We start from the raw sequence: 16,069 nt of genomic DNA, 5'->3' as shown, positions 1-16,069 counted from the left end.
ACCCACAGGAAATAGCGAATGAAAGCAAACGAAACGAAAGTAGAAGACTTTTTATCTTCAAATAAAACTCAATTCGTAATTCCCGTTTATCAGCGAAATTATGATTGGTCAACAAGTCAATGCAAACAACTTTTAGACGATATTTTGGAAGTTGGCAAAAGTAATATAATGAACGCTCATTTCATTGGTAGTATCGTTTACGTTCATGATGGTGTTTACACGTCCTCAAGAATTAAAGAGTTGACTGTAATTGACGGGCAGCAACGACTAACAACATTGACTTTAATTTATTTAGTACTCTATCGTTTGGCAATTGAAATAAATAACGAAGCACTTGTAAATGAAATAAGCGAAACTTATCTGATCAACAAATTTGCACCCGAAGAAGAAAAACTAAAACTTCGACCTACTGAAAACAACGACAAGGCAATTAAATACCTTTTGAGAAGCGATAAAGACGAAGAGTTTAGTGACTTTTCAAAGGTTATAGACAACTACAATTACTTTAAAAGTCGGATTACTGAAGAAAGTTTTTATTATGTTCTCAAGGGGCTTTCAAAGTTAATGTTCGTAGAAATTTCACTTGACCGAGAAAAAGACGACCCACAAAGAATATTTGAAAGTTTAAATTCTACAGGACTTGAACTTTCACAAGCAGACTTAATTAGAAACTATATTTTAATGGGTCTTAATCGCAGAGACCAAAATAAAATTTACAACAACTATTGGGAAATCATTGAAAAACTCGCAAAAGATGAAACTCAGAATATAAGCAAAGTTTCGGATTATATTAGAGATTATTTGATTTTGGTAAACAATAAAATACCGAATAAAAATAAAGTTTATTTAGAGTTCAAAGCAAAATTTCCTGTGGCTGATTTACAAGAATTGGAAAAAAATATTTTGCCAATAAAATCGCTTGTTAAGTTTTATAACAAACTACTAAATCCCAAGAACGAACCTGATAAAGATATAAGATTACAGCTTGAATACATAAATCGACTTGAAATAAATGTGGCTTATCCATTCTTAATGAAAGTCTATGAAGATTATTCTGAAAATATAATTGAAAAATCCACTTTCATAGATATTTTGAATTTTATGCAATCATTTTCTTGGAGAAGATTTATAGTTGGATTACCAACAAGTGTAATCAGCAAAATATTTATGACACTTTATGAAAAAGTGAATAAAGATGATTATTTGTTGTCATTGCAGAAATGGTTACTCAAAAGATCAGGCTCGCAACGTTTTCCCAAAAACAAAGAAGTTATTGAAAGCCTTAAACTCAAAGACGTATACAACATAAAATCTAAAAACAGAACTTATCTGCTAGAGCGTCTTGAAAATTTTGAAAATAAAGAACCAGTAATTATTGAAGGCAATACTGATATAACAATTGAACATATTTTCCCTCAAAATCCTGACCCAAAATGGAAAATTGATTTAGGAACTGATGAATATAATTCCATAAAAGAAACATTCTTAAACACAATCGGAAACTTAACATTATCAGGTAACAATGGAAAACTTGGGAATAAGCCGTTTGTAATTAAAAGAGATTTAGAAAATGCAGGCTACAAAGACAGTCGTTTATGGCTTAATAAATACCTTTCAATAGCCGAAAAGTGGGATAATGCAGAAATCGAAAGACGATTTTCCCTGCTCGCTGAACGCTTTTTAAAAATTTGGCAATTTCCAGAGATTGAAATCGAAGAAAGAGACGAAAATAATGAAGTAAATATTTTTGAAGCAGGGGACCCTAAACATAAGAAATTGGAATATGCGATTTTCTTCGACCAAAAAATAGAAGTCACTCAAGTTACAAAGTTATATGTAGAAGTTTTTAAGCAACTTTTTGACTTGCAACCAAAAACATTCTTCACTACTGACTTGGCTGAAAAAATTACATTGACTAAAAACCCAAAAGAAGGGTGCCCCAGACAGGCTATTGCAATAAATGACACATACTACATTGAAGGATGTATAGACAGTATTGGAAAATTCGAAAAAATAAAACACGCTTTAACAATATTCGATTTAGAAGACGAATTGACTATCAAATATGCAGAAAACACATCAAGGCACCCCAGCTGACCGTGAAAAGCGCCGCTGAGTTTGGTCGTTAGATGCGGGCGCAGAGCGGTCGACTCTAGCGACGTGGCGATAATAGATAGGCTGGTTATCTCCACGCCGTTATGCTTTCAAATAAAAGACAATTAAGGAGTTGTTAACTAACAGGAGAAATATATGAAATTAGAATCGATAGCCCTACATCAAGGGTATAAATCTGAAGAGAGCACTAAAGCTGCTGCAGTGCCTATTTATCAAACCAGCTCTTATACATTTGATAATACCCAACACGGAGCAGATTTATTTGATCTTAAAGTGCAAGGAAACATTTATACGCGCATCATGAATCCAACTACTGATGTATTGGAACAGCGTCTTACAGCAATGGAAGGTGGCATTGGGGCGTTATGCGTAGCCTCTGGTATGGCTGCAATTACCTATGCAATTCAGTGCATTTGCGAAGCTGGCGATAATATTGTGAGCACAGCTCAATTGTATGGTGGAACTTATAATCTTTTTGCTCATACTTTTCCTAAACAAGGCATTGAAGTTCGCATGCTTTCAGCTGACGATTTTGAAGGATTTGAAAATGCGATTGATGCAAAAACGAAAGCAATTTTCTGTGAGTCTATTGGTAACCCAGCGGGCAATGTTGTGGATATAGAACGATTAGCTAAAATAGCCCATAAATCTGGAGTACCCTTGATTGTTGATAATACGGTGGCTACACCTTATCTATGTCGCCCTTTTGATTTAGGTGCCGATATTGTTGTGCATTCACTGACCAAATACATAGGCGGTCATGGTACAAGCATTGGTGGTGTAATCGTGGATTCTGGAAAATTTGATTGGTCTGCTCATAAATCACGTTTCCCCATGCTCAATGAACCAGACCCTTCCTATCACGGTGTGGTATATACAGAAGCTTTAGGGGAAGCTGCATATATTGGTAGAAGCCGTGTGGTACCTTTAAGAAACATGGGCGCAGCACTTTCACCGATGAATGCTTTTCAGATATTACAAGGATTGGAAACGCTGGGGCTACGAATGGAACGCCATTGTGAAAATGCTGAAAAACTAGCTTATTATTTACAACAGCATCCTAAGATAAAATCAGTCAACTATGCTGGTTTACCTGAAAGTCCGTATTATTCCAACTGCAAAAAAATTACTGGTGGCAAAGCGTCTGGAATTCTAAGTTTTAATCTTGCCAATGGTCTGGAAGCTGGTACTAAATTTATTGATGCATTGGATATGATATTACGTCTTGTTAATATTGGCGATGCAAAGACTTTGGCATGTCACCCAGCTTCTACAACACACCGACAACTTAATAACAAAGAGTTGCTTTTTGCTGGGGTAAATGCAGACTTAGTGAGAATATCAGTAGGTATTGAACATATAGACGATATTATTGCTGATGTTAGTCAAGCATTGGATAAAGCATAACAAATCATTCCAGCCGACCGCTAACGCATCGGCTGAATTCAGGCGTTAGGCGTTACATACGTCCTTGCGTCTGACTATGTTAAACAACATGGGCGTGAGGAGTATGAATTGACGCAACCAGAGCAACCAAATAATAAAATAGTTAATAGTTATTTAAGCCAGTGGACAACATTAGAAAATTACGCTTTACAAGAAAAATCTTTAAATTTGCTTTTTAACAATCTATGTTCTGATAATAAATCAATAGAAGATATTTTATTAAAAGTCAGCATTTTGAATGATTTTTATAGCACTAATATTTTTGACACCTATACAGTTGCAAAACATATATTTGATTGCAATATTGATCAAGAATTATTAGTGGGCAATATCGATTTAGTTAATAAAATTGCGTTAGTAAAAATTAAAGATAAAACGCGTAATTTTTATTTTTTTGCATCAAAATATTGCGCACATCATCAACCTACTCAATACGCAATTTATGATTCTTATGTTGAAAAAATGTTATGGCATTTTAAAAAGCTGGATAAATTTTATGATTTTAAAAGAGATGATTTGAGTAATTATCAAGTATTTATGGATGCGATTAAATATTTTAGTGAATTTTATAATCTACAAAAGTTTACCCTTAAAGAGATTGACATTTATTTGTGGTTGGCCGGTAAAAAATATTTTCCAAATAAATACTAATTAAGATATGAATATTTTTAATGTGTTGAGTACTGGCAATCAAATCTGCATGAACCAAGTATGTCGGCAATGCTTGTTTATTTATTAAATCCAAATCAGGATCATGGGTTAGATCGTAAGTTTATAGATGCTTTTTTGGAGTTAGCTAATACAAATCAAATATATGACATATTTATTAACGACAAAACCAAGCGTCTAAGCATAAACAAAATTTGATTGACTCATTCAAGCCAATTTACCAAGCACAAATACAAAATACTAAAGATACTTTAACAATTAAAGTTGATATCAATATCAAACGTCATGATGGCAAGCGCTATATTCTGTCTAGAGATGGCAAATCATTAATAAACAACTCGTTAAATAGCGATAATGAATTAAGCAGTAATAATAGTCAAATACTCGACGGGATAGCGCAGGTTTATTTTTGGAAGGATGAACTAAATCAAAATAATTTAACAATTAATGAGTTGGCTGATAAGATAGATAACCGTTATAACTTTGTCTACAAAAGATTCCAACTACTTAATTTGTCGCCAACAATTCTAAAGCAAATAACGGCAAATACTTTATCGCCACTGATATCTCTTAAAAATCTGTATAAAGCAGGTAAGTATTTAAGCTGGGATAAGCAGCATCAATATCTAGATATTTAGACACATCTAGTAAAAATAATACGACTTGTAATTCCTCACACTCGCTAAAAAGCATTTTGAGATTTGGGTGTGTTTTCAGGCAAAAATATTGATAGACAAGCGCATCTCAAAAGTAGGTGAAACATCCAAATCCCCGACACCTGCGGGGGGTTCTCCTAATAAAAAGTTATATAATTTATTGATTTAATAGAGAAGAATAATAGTGGCGGAGAGAGTGGGATTCGAACCCACGATGGAGTTTTTGACCCCATACTCCCTTAGCAGGGGAGCGCCTTCAGCCACTCGGCCATCTCTCCACAAAAACAATTTATTTATCTTCGTGCACTCCTTTATCAAGCTCAAAAGCGTCATGTAATACACGCACAGCAGTTTCTAGATATTGTTCATCAATAACGGTGGAGATTTTAACCTCCGAAGTAGAAATCATTTGAATATTAATATCTTTTTCTGCCAGTGCCTGAAACATGGTAGAGGCAACGCCTGTATGAGATTTCATGCCGATACCCACTACTGACACTTTGACAATGTTGGCGTTTCCAACCACACTGCCAGCACTAATGTCTGTCGCAGTGTGTTGCATAACGCGCATGGCTGTTTCATAATCGCTACGGTGCACAGTAAAAGAAAAATCGGTGTATCCGTCGCTACCAATATTTTGCACAATCATATCCACATTTATGTTTACGTCAGCAACAGCACGCAAAATGCAGCGGGCAATACCCGGACGGTCAGGTACGCCGATAAGAGTGATTTTGGCTTCATCGCGATTAAAAGCGATGCCGGTGACAATAGGTTGTTCCATGATGTTTTCCTTGTAGTGTACCAGAGTGCCACAACTGTTGGCATGCATGGAAGACAGCACCCGTAAGGGTACGCGATATTTGCCAGCAAATTCAACGGCGCGAGTTTGTAGTACTTTGGAGCCCAATGACGCCATTTCTAACATTTCTTCAAGCGTTATCGATGGTAGCAAGCGAGCTTTGTCGCAAATGCGTGGGTCGGTCGTGTAAATGCCGTCTACATCGGTAAAAATACGGCATTCGTCGGCAGCCATAGCCGCTGCTAAAGCTACGGCGGTAGTATCAGAGCCGCCACGCCCGAGTGTGGCAATGCTGCCGCTAGCAGTAGCGCCTTGAAATCCGGCTACTACCGGAACATCACCAGCACCCAAGGCGGTGCGCAGGGGAGACGTATCAATATCCACAATGCGAGCTTTGCCGTGAGTGCTGTCGGTAATAATGCCCGCTTGCAAGCCAGTAAAACTGCGTGCGCGTACTCCGATCTCAGCCAAGGCCAAAGTAGTCAGCCCCGCTGCTGCTTGTTCACCACTGGCAAGCACGGCATCTTGCTCTCGCATTGCTAAATCGTCATTAAGTTCAAAAGAATTACACAAAGAAACAAGCCGGTTGGTTTCACCGACCATTGCCGATACGACAACAATAATATTATCTCCTGCCTCTTTCGCGACTTTGATTTGTGCCGAAATGTGGCGAATCCGCTCAATTGAGCCGACCGAAGTACCACCATATTTGTGAACGTATAAAGGCATGAGCAAATTTAGACAAAAAGATGATTCTATCAAATTCACTTGGCTGGAAATAGCCTGTACACATCGTTTATCAGATATTAGATAAAGAAAAAAGTGGCTTTTTTCTAAGATAGAAGTTATCTGCAATTAATTTAAAAAAGTTAAGCATCATGTTTTTTGTTTGTTGAGTATTTCTCATCGTCAAATTTTGGGATAGGGTAGGGGTTCAATAAATCTAGTGCTAGCGTAATATGTTTTTGTAGTGCGCCACGGTGGCGAGCGCATAGTGCTTGTGACATTTGTGCGCTACGTTGCCGAATGACATTATTTGTTAGTAAGCGCTGCGCCTGTTGTACAGCGGCGGCGGGAGTGGCAACTTGATGTAATGCCTCTTGCCGTACGGCTTGTCGTACTAAAATCGTGTAGTTGTCAGTGTGAGGACCAACAATAGCGGCAACGCCAGCAGCCATAGCTTCTATGGGATTTTGCCCACCAAACGGTAAAAAGCTTCCACCGATAAGTGCTACATCGCAACAAGCATACCAAGTGTCCATTTCACCAAGCGTATCTGCTAGATAGATCTGTTGAGTAGCATCTGGTTCGTCTCCCGTTGTGCGACGCCCCAAAGACAGCTTTCGGGTACGCAACAAAGCGGCAATTTCATCACCGCGTGGCGGATGGCGCGGTGCCCAAATAATATAATAATTGGCAAGAAAATCATCAGTCATCGCGTCTAGTAATAGTTTCTCTTCACCCGCACGAGTGCCGGCGATAAGTAAAATAGATTTTCCGCAGGATTGTTGTTGCTTCCAGTTTTTCCCGACTTGTGTTTGTTTGGCGTCAATCGTGCGGTCAAATTTTAGATTGCCTAGTGTATGAACACATCGTCCACCGAAAAAAATAAGACGCCGAGCGTCAGCACAAGTCTGAGCGGCAATGGTGTCAAAACGTGCCACCATTTCATACATTAATTGCTTAATAAGAGGAAAGGTGTAGCGGCGGGCGTTAGTGTGTCCCAGCCGCGCATTGGCTAATAACAAGCGCGCTCCACTGTGTTGTGCAGCCGTCAGTAGGTTAGGCCAATATTCAGCTTCCATGATAATCGCTAACTGTGGGCGAATGCGGCGTATAAAACGCGTCGTTGCACCAGGTAAATCCAGCGGTAATGCGCATATTGTGGCGCTGTCACCGTGGTGGCGGCGTAACCAATCACCGCCGGCAGCCGTAGTGTGAGTAAGTGTTAAGTTACAACCCGTTTTTTTTAGTTCGTCAATTAGTCCGGCGGCAGCGGTGGCTTCACCTACCGATACAGCGTGTAGCCAAACAACGGGAGCGTTAGTTAATGACGGCGGCGCCCAGCCAAAAAGTTGTCGCCAACTACCGCCGCGCCGTGCTAACCGCCACAAAGCATAAGGCACGGCAGCGTAAACAACGGCGGAATACAGCAAACGTGCTGGTGACACTATTTTTTTAAGTGCAGTCCACTATCAGAAACCGAGACCGGTGGCGTGGGTGGCGTATCAACCGGCCGCGATGCCGCGCTAGGAGTAGCGCATTTTTTCAATGCTTCATTGAGTGCAGTTGGCGTATCAATCAGCGTTGCCCGATATGGTAATGCCTTAGCAGCGCCAATATAAAGCGTTTTTGTGCCTTTTGCGATGGCTATGGAGGTAAGTAGACCGTTGCCGACCACGACAGTAGCGGCGGACGATAATGCCGCTAGAATTTCTGGAGACAAGGGTTCCGGAGCGCAAACATCAGCTTTTTCAAAATCGCCAACGACAGTGATTCCCGCCGCCGTTAATACATCAATAAATGGCGCTGGAATGTTGCCGCCTACCAACATAAATGGCGTTTTAGGCATCCATGTTGGCGGTACGGTAGTGCGTAGCTTCCACCCGATGGGAAGGTCAGGTGGATAATTTAAATGACGTGCGACCAAGTAGCGACAGCGTTCAACTTCACTTAATTTTTGAGGAACCAGCCTCGTATCGTGATACATCAGTGCTGCGCCCGATACGGCGTTGGGTGCGCATTCGGGAGCAAAGCCAATAATTTTTTGCGTTTTAGCGGCTCGTGCTACAGCAAGACTAAAACCGGAGGCATCAAAATCATAAACGGCGGCATAACGCACTAATCTCAATTTTTCAGCAACCGCCAGATAATCACGCATGTTACGATTAGCCGCACTGGCAACGGTTTTGGTGGCAGCAATTAATTTGTTTTTCCAATCTCCTTTGCTAACCGCTTCAGAAAATTTGGGGGGCGTGGGTGCGGTAATGGGAATAACTCGTCGCACCACTTCGCTCAATTGTGCGATTGGCACTAATGCTGCCGGAACGGCGATATCTATTTGAATGTTGGCATTTGTAGATAAGTCGACAGCAACGGCTAATGCATCTAGTATCCGTTCGCCGTCGCCGCCGCGGATAAGCAAATAATCCGTCATCAGAATGTAGCTAGATGGACGTCGCCATAATGGCTTCGGCTTCTACGCGGGCGCCTTTGGGCAGTGCCGCTACACCGACCGCTGCGCGTGCTGGAAATGGACGACTAAAGCGTGATTCCATAGTGGCGTTAACAACAGAAAAATCTGTTAAATCAATAAGATAGACATTAAGTTTTATAATATCGTCTAGCTTTCCGCCAGCGGCTTCACAAACGGCAGCAAGGTTGTCAAATACGCATTCTACTTGCGCTTCCGCACCGCCTTCTACCAGCGCGCCGGTAGAAGGGTCAAGTGGAATTTGACCGGAAATAAACACCAATCCGCCATGGCTCACGGCTTGCGAATAAGCGCCAATTGCTTGTGGCGCGGTGTTGGTTTGAATGATGGTTTTGTTATTCATAAAAATCTCCTTTACCGCATTTTCCCACAGCGACAGATACTTTAGTTACTTGGCATTTTGCCGTTATTTGAAACATAGGCATTTAGCAATGCCGGTAGTTTTTTTGCGGTGTACAGCGGATAATCGCCGTCAGTTTGCCATGGCATAACTTTTAAGCGAATAACCTTTTTGCCATTTGCAATACTTTCCAACAAACGCCGGTCATTCCATTCACAGCGATCGCCCGGATGGTCGCGACAGATTTGTGGCCGTGCTTTATATATTGAGCAACCGCGCGTTTTTTGATTGAGAAAAACACATGCCGGTGTGCCGAGCTTCTTGTCCGGACGTTGCCGAAGTTTGCGTACGCGATTATTTTCTTTTTCGGTAAAGCGGTCTCGGGCTTCTTCTTCACTTAATTTAAAATGGCGTGCTAGCCGGCGGATGTCGGTTTTAGTTGCGGCGATAACCGGATAGCCACAACAATAAGCAGGGCAAGAATCACAATCATATAGTTTTGCTGTCATGGTTAATATGTTGATTTTAATCTTTTTTTCCAGTATCATATGCAAGTAACTTATGCGGCATTTTATTTTTAAGGCGATTTCTAATCGTTCTTCCGCATCTAGATGAATTTTTACTAACTATTTTATTTCTACTACCTTTGCGCTTTGCGCTCCTTAAACCTATAATTTTGGAGATTTTTTATGACTGAATCGTCCGCTAATGTCACGCAGGTGACCGATGACAGCTTTGAAGCTGATGTGCTCAATGCGTCCACACCTGTGCTGGTAGATTTTTGGGCACCTTGGTGCGGACCTTGTAAATCCATTGCTCCGGTGCTGGAAGAAATTGCTGCTATGCGCGATGATGTGCGAGTGGTCAAAGTCAATGTTGATGAAAATACCGAAATGGCAGCCAAATTTGGCGTTCGCGCTATTCCCACACTGCTGCTCTTTAAAGAAGGTGGTGTAGCGGGAACCAAAGTGGGTGTAGTCGATAAACCTGTTCTGCTGTCTTTTATAGACGAGTCTATTAGTTAATTTTTTTATTCGACGCTTGACGTCTTTAATTTATGCCTCCTCCATATCAAAATCGTTATCCGCGTCGGCGATACGTTAATAAAAAAATGCCGGGTGAAATTGCTCATCTGGAAGCAGGTAATGCCGAAGCTGCTGCACAAAAAAATGATCAAGCAACAGGAGAACTGGTGCATCTTAGCGAATTGCGCGCCATGCACATTAGCGATTTAGTTACTATGGCACAAGAGGCCGGTGTAGAAAAATCTGCTCGCCTACGCAAACAAGAATTGCTTTTTGCCATGCTTAAATTACGCGCTAAAAACGGTGTGCGTATTTATGGTGAGGGAACGCTGGAAGCTTTGCCTGACGGTTATGGTTTTTTGCGTTATGCTGACCAGTCTTACGTTGCTGGACTGGGAGATATTTATGTCAGCCCGCAACAGATTCGGCGTTTGAATCTTAGTAGTGGCGATTCGGTAGCAGGTTTGGTGCGCACGCCACGCGACAACGAGCGTTATTTTTCATTATTGCACCCAGATACTGTTAACGGTGTTAGCGTCAATGATGCCGCCAATCAGCGAAAAATTTTATTTGAAAATCTCACACCGTTATTTCCAAATGAGCCTTTTCGTTTGGAGCGTGATTTGCGTGCCGAAGAAAACATTACCGGACGTATGGTTGATATCATTGCTCCTATAGGTAAAGGACAGCGCGGTTTGCTGGTTGCGTCGCCCAAAAGCGGAAAAACCGTGATATTGCAACACATTGCTAAGGCAATTGAAGAAAATTACCCCGATGTTTGTCTTATTGTATTGTTAATAGACGAGCGCCCTGAAGAAGTCACTGAGATGACTCGCTCCGTGCGTGGCGACGTAATTTCTTCTACTTTTGACGAGGCGGCGACACGTCACGTACAGGTGGCAGAAATGGTAATTGAGCGTGCTAAGCGTTTGGTAGAAGCACGCAAAGATGTGGTGATCTTACTGGATTCCATCACGCGGCTGGCGCGGGCATATAACTCGGTGCAGCCGTCATCCGGACGAGTGCTGTCAGGCGGAGTGGATGCACAAGCATTGCAACGACCAAAGCGATTTTTTGGCGCCGCGCGCAATATTGAAGAAGGAGGATCGCTCACCATTATCGCCACGGCGCTGGTAGAAACTGGATCCAAAATGGATGAGGTAATCTATGAAGAGTTCAAGGGTACCGGCAATATGGAAATTCATTTGGATCGCCGTATTGCTGAAAAGCGGGTATACCCGGCGTTGCAAATCGCTCGCTCCAGTACTCGCCGCGAAGAATTACTATTAGATTCAGAGGTTCTCAAAAATGTTTGGGTATTACGCAAAGCGTTGGCGACTATGGATGATGATAAAGCTTGCGAGTTTTTGTTGGACCGTATGCGTCAGACCAAAACAAACGAAGAATTTTTCAATTTAATGAAGCGTGGCATCTAGCTTGCGCCAAGTCAGACTATCGTTACTATCACAAAATAGCAATTTTGGATATACTAATAGCGAGATGCGAGATTGTGGATTATAATATCAGGCAGTAAATATTATGGCTGAGCTAAAAATAAAAGGACTTAGCGCCACGAGCGCATCGGGGAAATTGCCTGGCAATATACCTAAACAATCTGCCTTCACTCCTGAAGAGTATGAGGACTTTGACGCTAAGCTCCGATATGAAACAGAAATAGCCCTTCACTGGGGTACTGCACAACGCTATCAAAAAATGGTACCACCGATGATAGGATGTGAGATAGAAAGCTTTTTGATTGATGATAATGGGATGCCACTTCCGGAGGCGGCGAATTTTCTGGAATATTTTTCTGGTGATAACGGTTACTACAAAATGGCAAAATTTAATGCCGAATTTGAAATTGATCCCAGAAAAATGGAAGAAGATGTCTTCTCACAGTTTTATGATTCTCTAGAAAATAATCATCGACACACTTCTCGCTGTGCTGATTTGACAGGTGGGCGGGTCATTACTATTGGTATTTTGCCAACACTCATGATGGAGCATTTTGGCGAAGACATGATTACTGACCGGTTACACTTTCGTACACTGGCAGAACAGTTGTCTAAAATGAATAAAAATAAAGCATTCCGTATTAATATTGGTCACGGCGACGGTATTGTTTTTGATGCCGATAATCTTAGTATTGAAGGCGCATCAACATCTTTACAGGTGCACTTAACTGTGAACGAAAATGAATCGGCGGCAGTTTACAATGCCGCACAAGTGGCATCAGCAATTACAGTCGGAGTAGGGGCTAATGCACCGTTTCTTATGGGACGGCAATTGTGGGCAGAGACACGAGTGCCGCTGTTCGAGCAGATTATGTATGAGCGGTTTATTAGTGACGCTCCCGATGAAGTGCTGAGTTTTGGTCGCCGTTGTGATCATATTTTTGGCGAGCAATATTTGGATAAGACGATACTGGAACTTATTGCTGATAACCACCAGAAGATGCGCGCGGTACTGCCAATAGTACGGGAACATAAGCCCGAGGAAATGAAGCATTTGATTTTACATAACCGCGATATTTTGCGATGGAACCGCCCTGTTGCTGGCTTTTATCAAGGTAAGCCATTTTTGCGTATTGAACACCGTGCTATGTCTTCGGGGCCCACAGTGGTTGATATGGTGGCTAATATGGCATTGTTTGTCGGATTGGTACATTATCTTAAAAATGCCTTTAAGGACGGGGCTGCCAGCGTTAACGAACAGTTACCATTCGAAATGGTGCGGAACAATTTTTATCAAGCCGCGCGTGATGGAATGGATGCGGATATTGTCTGGCTGGGAGGGCGGCGGGTAAAACTAAAACAACTAATGTTAGATGAAATTATTAAATACGCATGGCGTGGTCTACGCTCATGCGGCGTGTCAGAGGGTGAGTGTAAGAAATGGCTAGATGAAATCATTATGGCTAGAGTTCTCACGGGGCAAAACGGTAGCGTTTGGCAACGTCACTATGTCGCTAATAACAATGATGGCGAAAATACAATGCGAAAAATGACCGAAGCTTATTGGCAATTGCAAGAAGGCGGTACGCCAGTACATACTTGGCAGATATAATCAAAAAGTACGATTGTAAGTGGTTATCCTTTTGGGTAATTATCCCGCTAGCCATAAGTAATATCATTATTAACCGAACACGGAGTTAAATATTTGTGAGTTGCTGACAACGATTAAGCGGCGACAAAGTTTTTTAGTAATTGAGCTCCCCAGCGGCCGCTTTTTTCAGGGTGGAATTGTGTTGCCCACACATTGCAATGTTCGGCAATAGCCGTCATGGCGGTGCTATATTCAGCGATGCCGATGGTGCATGCGTTGGGTTCGGCATAGTAAGAATGAATAAAATAAAAACGTGAATTTTCAGGCACGCCATTAAGCATAGGGTGGGCGCGTGTATGCTGTACAGTGTTCCATCCCATGTGAGGGATTTTTCCAGCTACTTCCGGTAAGTGGCGAATGTGTCCCGGTAATACGGCTAGCCCAGGTGTATCAGGCGCCTCTTCACTACTTTCATACAGCACTTGCATGCCGACGCAAATTCCGAAAAATGGTTTTTTTGCTGCTGCTCGTAACACTGCGTCCCGTAAGCCGCGTTTGTTTAGTGCGTTCATGCAGGCTAAAAAATGGCCATCTCCGGGAAACACCACTTTGTCGGCAGAATCAATATCAGCAGCGGTTTGTACCATTTTTGAGCTAGCGCCGGCACGGCGCAGACCTGCTTCAACAGAATACAAATTGCCCATGCCGTAATCCACAATTGCAATCATAAAACGCCTTTAGTGCTGGGTAGTTCATTGCCAATGCGCATTACCGCCATGCGTAATGCTAATCCAAAGGCTTTAAACACGCTTTCCGCTTGATGGTGCGCGTTGATACCGCGTAACAAATCCACATGTAACGTAAGCTTGGCATTGTTGCTTAATGCCTGAAAAAATTCACGCAACAAATCAGCCTCCATGCCACCGACGACGGTTTGAGCTAGCGTAACTTGATATGTCAATGATGAGCGTCCTGAAAAATCCACCACTACGCGTGCTAGTGACTCATCCAGTGGTGCGTAAGCATAACCAAAACGGGCGATGCCAGCTTTATTACCAAGCGCTTGCAACAGCGCCTCACCAAATACAATGCCGCAATCTTCCACTGTGTGATGCGCGTCAATATGCAAGTCACCTTGGGCAGACAGTTGCAATTTCAAATGCCCGTGTCGTGTCGTTTGTGCCAACATGTGATCCAGAAACGGCAGACAGGTACTAATTTCTGACGTGCCGTCGCCGTCTAGCAACAAAGATGCTTCTATCTTAGTTTCTGCCGTGTGTCGCTTTATTTCAGCGCGGCGGGGAGTTAATTCGGTCATGTTGGTATTCTTTCTTTGGGCGCTATTTTTATATACTGGTGATGGCAATTTTCTACTGCTTGCCGTAACGCAGCCAAGTCTGCATCATTGTGAATAATATCATCTGCGCGTGCTAATCGCTCACCACGCGGTAATTGTGTCGCTATAATGGATTTTGCCTCTAATTCGGAAATCTTGTCGCGCCGGCAAGCACGGGCGATTTGTGTAGTAGGTTCACAATCTGTCACCGCGACACGATGGCAATCAGCGGTAAACATATCAGTTTCAAAAAGCAAGGGTACTGACAATATTAGATAGTAACTGCTATCCACCGCAGCCATTTGTCGGCGCATATCTTTTTCAATTAGTGGATGCAAAGTTTTTTGTAGTGCCGTACGCATAGCGAGGTCGGAAAACACTCGTTGCCTTACTTCATGTCTTCGTAAGTTGCCGGTATTATCAAAAGCCCATGCCCCTAAGGTGTGGCGCAAAGCCGGCAGGGCTGAACCGCCGTTGGTGGTTAGGCGACGACCGGTTTCATCGGCATCTATTACTGTCGCGCCTAGTGCGGAAAAAATAGATGTTGCCTCGCTTTTGCCACTTGCTAAGCCGCCGGTTAATCCCACGCAAAAAACTGCTTTATCCTCCGATATAAGACAAATAGGTAAGGATCATTTTATCGCCCCAAAATAGCATAACAGCGCCGGCTAAGGCCAGTGCTGGTCCGAAGGGGATGCGATGTGCTCGCCCTCGAGCTAAATAGCGCATTCCGGCTAACAACAACCCGAAAAGTGCCGCTAGAAACAACAGTACAAACAAAGTTTCCCAACCAAGCCAGGCGCCAAGTGCTGCCATTAACTTAAAATCACCGCCTCCCATTGCTGTTTTTTTAAGCATAAAAGATGCCGCCGCTGCCAACCCAAACATAAGTAAATAGCCGCCGGTAGCACCCAGTACCGCTTCCTCTAGCGATGTAAAACGCGAATCAATATTGACAAGTAATCCCAGCCATAGCAAAGGTAGTGTCAGCGTATCCAACAAATAATAGCGTTGTAGGTCAATTACCGCTGCCACCAGTAGTATAGATAAGAATATTCCAGCCAATAATGCGTCAAGGTTCCAGCCAAAATGCGCAAGAGAACCGGCGGCTATAAGCGCGCCACTCGCTTCAACCAGTGGATAACGAATGCTGATGGGAGCACCACAACATTTTGCGCGTCCGAGTAACAACAGAAAACTGATGAGCGGTACATTGTGATATGGCTTAATCCCCTCTTCGCAGTGTGGGCAGTAAGATAACGGTAATGCTAAAAAGGCGAGCGGTTTACCGCGGCGCACAATACCGGAAATTTGCATTCGCGGCAGACGATAAATTACTACATTTAAAAAACTGCCCCAAAGTAAACCAAATAGGGCGGCAATGATAATAAGGCTGTACAAGGGAGGAAACCAGTGGGATG

At 42.5% G+C, this 16,069-nt stretch carries 16 protein-coding genes and 1 tRNA gene; 7 read left to right on the top strand and 10 right to left on the bottom strand.

What is annotated here, in order from left to right; all coding sequences use genetic code 11:
- Nucleotides 1-18: 18 nt before the first annotated feature.
- The 4 genes from NQX30_06205 (at nucleotide 19) to NQX30_06190 (ending at nucleotide 4,868) form a co-directional block, all read left to right on the top strand.
- Nucleotides 19-2,097: a DUF262 domain-containing protein gene (locus tag NQX30_06205; protein ID MDM5147959.1), complete on the top strand. Its 2,079-nt coding sequence runs from the start codon at nucleotides 19-21 to the stop codon at nucleotides 2,095-2,097.
- Between the two features lie 153 nt (nucleotides 2,098-2,250).
- Nucleotides 2,251-3,522 carry an aminotransferase class I/II-fold pyridoxal phosphate-dependent enzyme gene (locus NQX30_06200; GenBank protein ID MDM5147958.1) on the top strand — a complete coding sequence of 424 codons (1,272 nt, stop codon included), beginning with the start codon at nucleotides 2,251-2,253 and terminating at the stop codon, nucleotides 3,520-3,522.
- 108 nt (nucleotides 3,523-3,630) lie between these two features.
- Nucleotides 3,631-4,212, top strand: coding sequence for a hypothetical protein (locus tag NQX30_06195; protein MDM5147957.1), 582 nt, complete (start codon nucleotides 3,631-3,633; stop codon nucleotides 4,210-4,212).
- 212 nt (nucleotides 4,213-4,424) lie between these two features.
- A complete protein-coding gene (locus tag NQX30_06190; GenBank protein ID MDM5147956.1) occupies nucleotides 4,425-4,868 on the top strand; it encodes a hypothetical protein in 444 nt (147 codons plus the stop codon).
- Nucleotides 4,869-5,071: 203 nt separating this feature from the next.
- Here the strand turns inward: NQX30_06190 and NQX30_06185 are convergent.
- The 6 genes from NQX30_06185 to NQX30_06160 form a co-directional block, all read right to left on the bottom strand.
- Nucleotides 5,072-5,164 (bottom strand) — tRNA-Ser (locus NQX30_06185).
- An 11-nt stretch (nucleotides 5,165-5,175) separates the two neighbouring features.
- A complete protein-coding gene (locus tag NQX30_06180; protein MDM5147955.1) occupies nucleotides 5,176-6,417 on the bottom strand; it encodes an aspartate kinase in 1,242 nt (413 codons plus the stop codon).
- Nucleotides 6,418-6,557: 140 nt separating this feature from the next.
- On the bottom strand, nucleotides 6,558-7,859 hold the full coding sequence (locus NQX30_06175) for a 3-deoxy-D-manno-octulosonic acid transferase (GenBank protein ID MDM5147954.1): 1,302 nt from the start codon (nucleotides 7,857-7,859) through the stop codon (nucleotides 6,558-6,560).
- Complete coding sequence (locus NQX30_06170; protein MDM5147953.1) at nucleotides 7,859-8,845, bottom strand: glycosyltransferase family 9 protein; 987 nt, start codon at nucleotides 8,843-8,845, stop codon at nucleotides 7,859-7,861. The genes NQX30_06175 and NQX30_06170 overlap by 1 nt, the downstream gene beginning before the upstream one ends.
- Nucleotides 8,846-8,855: 10 nt before the next feature.
- Nucleotides 8,856-9,245, bottom strand: a complete 390-nt coding sequence (locus NQX30_06165; GenBank protein ID MDM5147952.1) for a Rid family detoxifying hydrolase — start codon at nucleotides 9,243-9,245, stop codon at nucleotides 8,856-8,858.
- A 41-nt stretch (nucleotides 9,246-9,286) separates the two neighbouring features.
- A complete protein-coding gene (locus tag NQX30_06160) occupies nucleotides 9,287-9,751 on the bottom strand; it encodes a YkgJ family cysteine cluster protein (protein MDM5147951.1) in 465 nt (154 codons plus the stop codon).
- Between the two features lie 180 nt (nucleotides 9,752-9,931).
- Between NQX30_06160 and trxA the strand changes: the two genes are divergently transcribed.
- The 3 genes from trxA to NQX30_06145 all read left to right on the top strand — a co-directional run bounded on the left by trxA (nucleotide 9,932) and on the right by NQX30_06145 (nucleotide 13,333).
- Nucleotides 9,932-10,267: a thioredoxin gene (trxA, locus tag NQX30_06155; protein MDM5147950.1), complete on the top strand. Its 336-nt coding sequence runs from the start codon at nucleotides 9,932-9,934 to the stop codon at nucleotides 10,265-10,267.
- A 167-nt stretch (nucleotides 10,268-10,434) separates the two neighbouring features.
- Nucleotides 10,435-11,703 carry a transcription termination factor Rho gene (rho, locus tag NQX30_06150; protein ID MDM5147949.1) on the top strand — a complete coding sequence of 423 codons (1,269 nt, stop codon included), beginning with the start codon at nucleotides 10,435-10,437 and terminating at the stop codon, nucleotides 11,701-11,703.
- A 103-nt stretch (nucleotides 11,704-11,806) separates the two neighbouring features.
- The gene (locus NQX30_06145; GenBank protein MDM5147948.1) at nucleotides 11,807-13,333 is read left to right on the top strand and encodes a hypothetical protein; all 1,527 of its coding nucleotides are present in this window, start codon (nucleotides 11,807-11,809) and stop codon (nucleotides 13,331-13,333) included.
- Between the two features lie 113 nt (nucleotides 13,334-13,446).
- Here the strand turns inward: NQX30_06145 and hisH are convergent, their stop codons facing one another.
- Genes hisH through NQX30_06125 form a run of 4 tightly spaced genes read right to left on the bottom strand, consistent with a single transcriptional unit; the run spans nucleotide 13,447 to nucleotide 16,049 of the window.
- On the bottom strand, nucleotides 13,447-14,040 hold the full coding sequence (hisH, locus tag NQX30_06140; GenBank protein MDM5147947.1) for an imidazole glycerol phosphate synthase subunit HisH: 594 nt from the start codon (nucleotides 14,038-14,040) through the stop codon (nucleotides 13,447-13,449).
- Nucleotides 14,037-14,630, bottom strand: a complete 594-nt coding sequence (gene hisB / locus NQX30_06135; GenBank protein MDM5147946.1) for an imidazoleglycerol-phosphate dehydratase HisB — start codon at nucleotides 14,628-14,630, stop codon at nucleotides 14,037-14,039. The genes hisH and hisB overlap by 4 nt, the downstream gene beginning before the upstream one ends.
- A complete protein-coding gene (coaE, locus tag NQX30_06130) occupies nucleotides 14,627-15,235 on the bottom strand; it encodes a dephospho-CoA kinase (protein ID MDM5147945.1) in 609 nt (202 codons plus the stop codon). Before coaE ends, hisB begins: the two co-directional genes overlap by 4 nt.
- Before the next feature lie 13 nt (nucleotides 15,236-15,248).
- On the bottom strand, nucleotides 15,249-16,049 hold the full coding sequence (locus NQX30_06125; GenBank protein MDM5147944.1) for a prepilin peptidase: 801 nt from the start codon (nucleotides 16,047-16,049) through the stop codon (nucleotides 15,249-15,251).
- Between the last annotated feature and the right edge of the window lie 20 nt (nucleotides 16,050-16,069).

This window comes from Candidatus Persebacteraceae bacterium Df01 (assembly GCA_030386295.1).
GTDB classification, from domain to species: Bacteria; Pseudomonadota; Gammaproteobacteria; order Tethybacterales; family Persebacteraceae; genus Doriopsillibacter; species Doriopsillibacter californiensis.
The sequence above is the reverse complement of the archived record's forward strand: the minus strand, read 5'-3'. Positions and strand labels throughout refer to the sequence as shown.

What these genes read in the sequence shown, in the direction of transcription:
- NQX30_06205 (MDM5147959.1), top strand. Translation starts at nt 19, where the DNA reads ATGAAAGCAAACGAAACGAAAGTAGAAGACTTTTTATCTTCAAATAAA.
- NQX30_06200 (MDM5147958.1), top strand. Translation starts at nt 2,251, where the DNA reads ATGAAATTAGAATCGATAGCCCTACATCAAGGGTATAAATCTGAAGAG.
- NQX30_06180 (MDM5147955.1), bottom strand. Translation starts at nt 6,417, where the DNA reads ATGCCTTTATACGTTCACAAATATGGTGGTACTTCGGTCGGCTCAATT.
- NQX30_06170 (MDM5147953.1), bottom strand. Translation starts at nt 8,845, where the DNA reads ATGACGGATTATTTGCTTATCCGCGGCGGCGACGGCGAACGGATACTA.
- NQX30_06165 (MDM5147952.1), bottom strand. Translation starts at nt 9,245, where the DNA reads ATGAATAACAAAACCATCATTCAAACCAACACCGCGCCACAAGCAATT.
- NQX30_06160 (MDM5147951.1), bottom strand. Translation starts at nt 9,751, where the DNA reads ATGACAGCAAAACTATATGATTGTGATTCTTGCCCTGCTTATTGTTGT.
- trxA (MDM5147950.1), top strand. Translation starts at nt 9,932, where the DNA reads ATGACTGAATCGTCCGCTAATGTCACGCAGGTGACCGATGACAGCTTT.
- NQX30_06145 (MDM5147948.1), top strand. Translation starts at nt 11,807, where the DNA reads ATGGCTGAGCTAAAAATAAAAGGACTTAGCGCCACGAGCGCATCGGGG.
- hisH (MDM5147947.1), bottom strand. Translation starts at nt 14,040, where the DNA reads ATGATTGCAATTGTGGATTACGGCATGGGCAATTTGTATTCTGTTGAA.
- hisB (MDM5147946.1), bottom strand. Translation starts at nt 14,630, where the DNA reads ATGACCGAATTAACTCCCCGCCGCGCTGAAATAAAGCGACACACGGCA.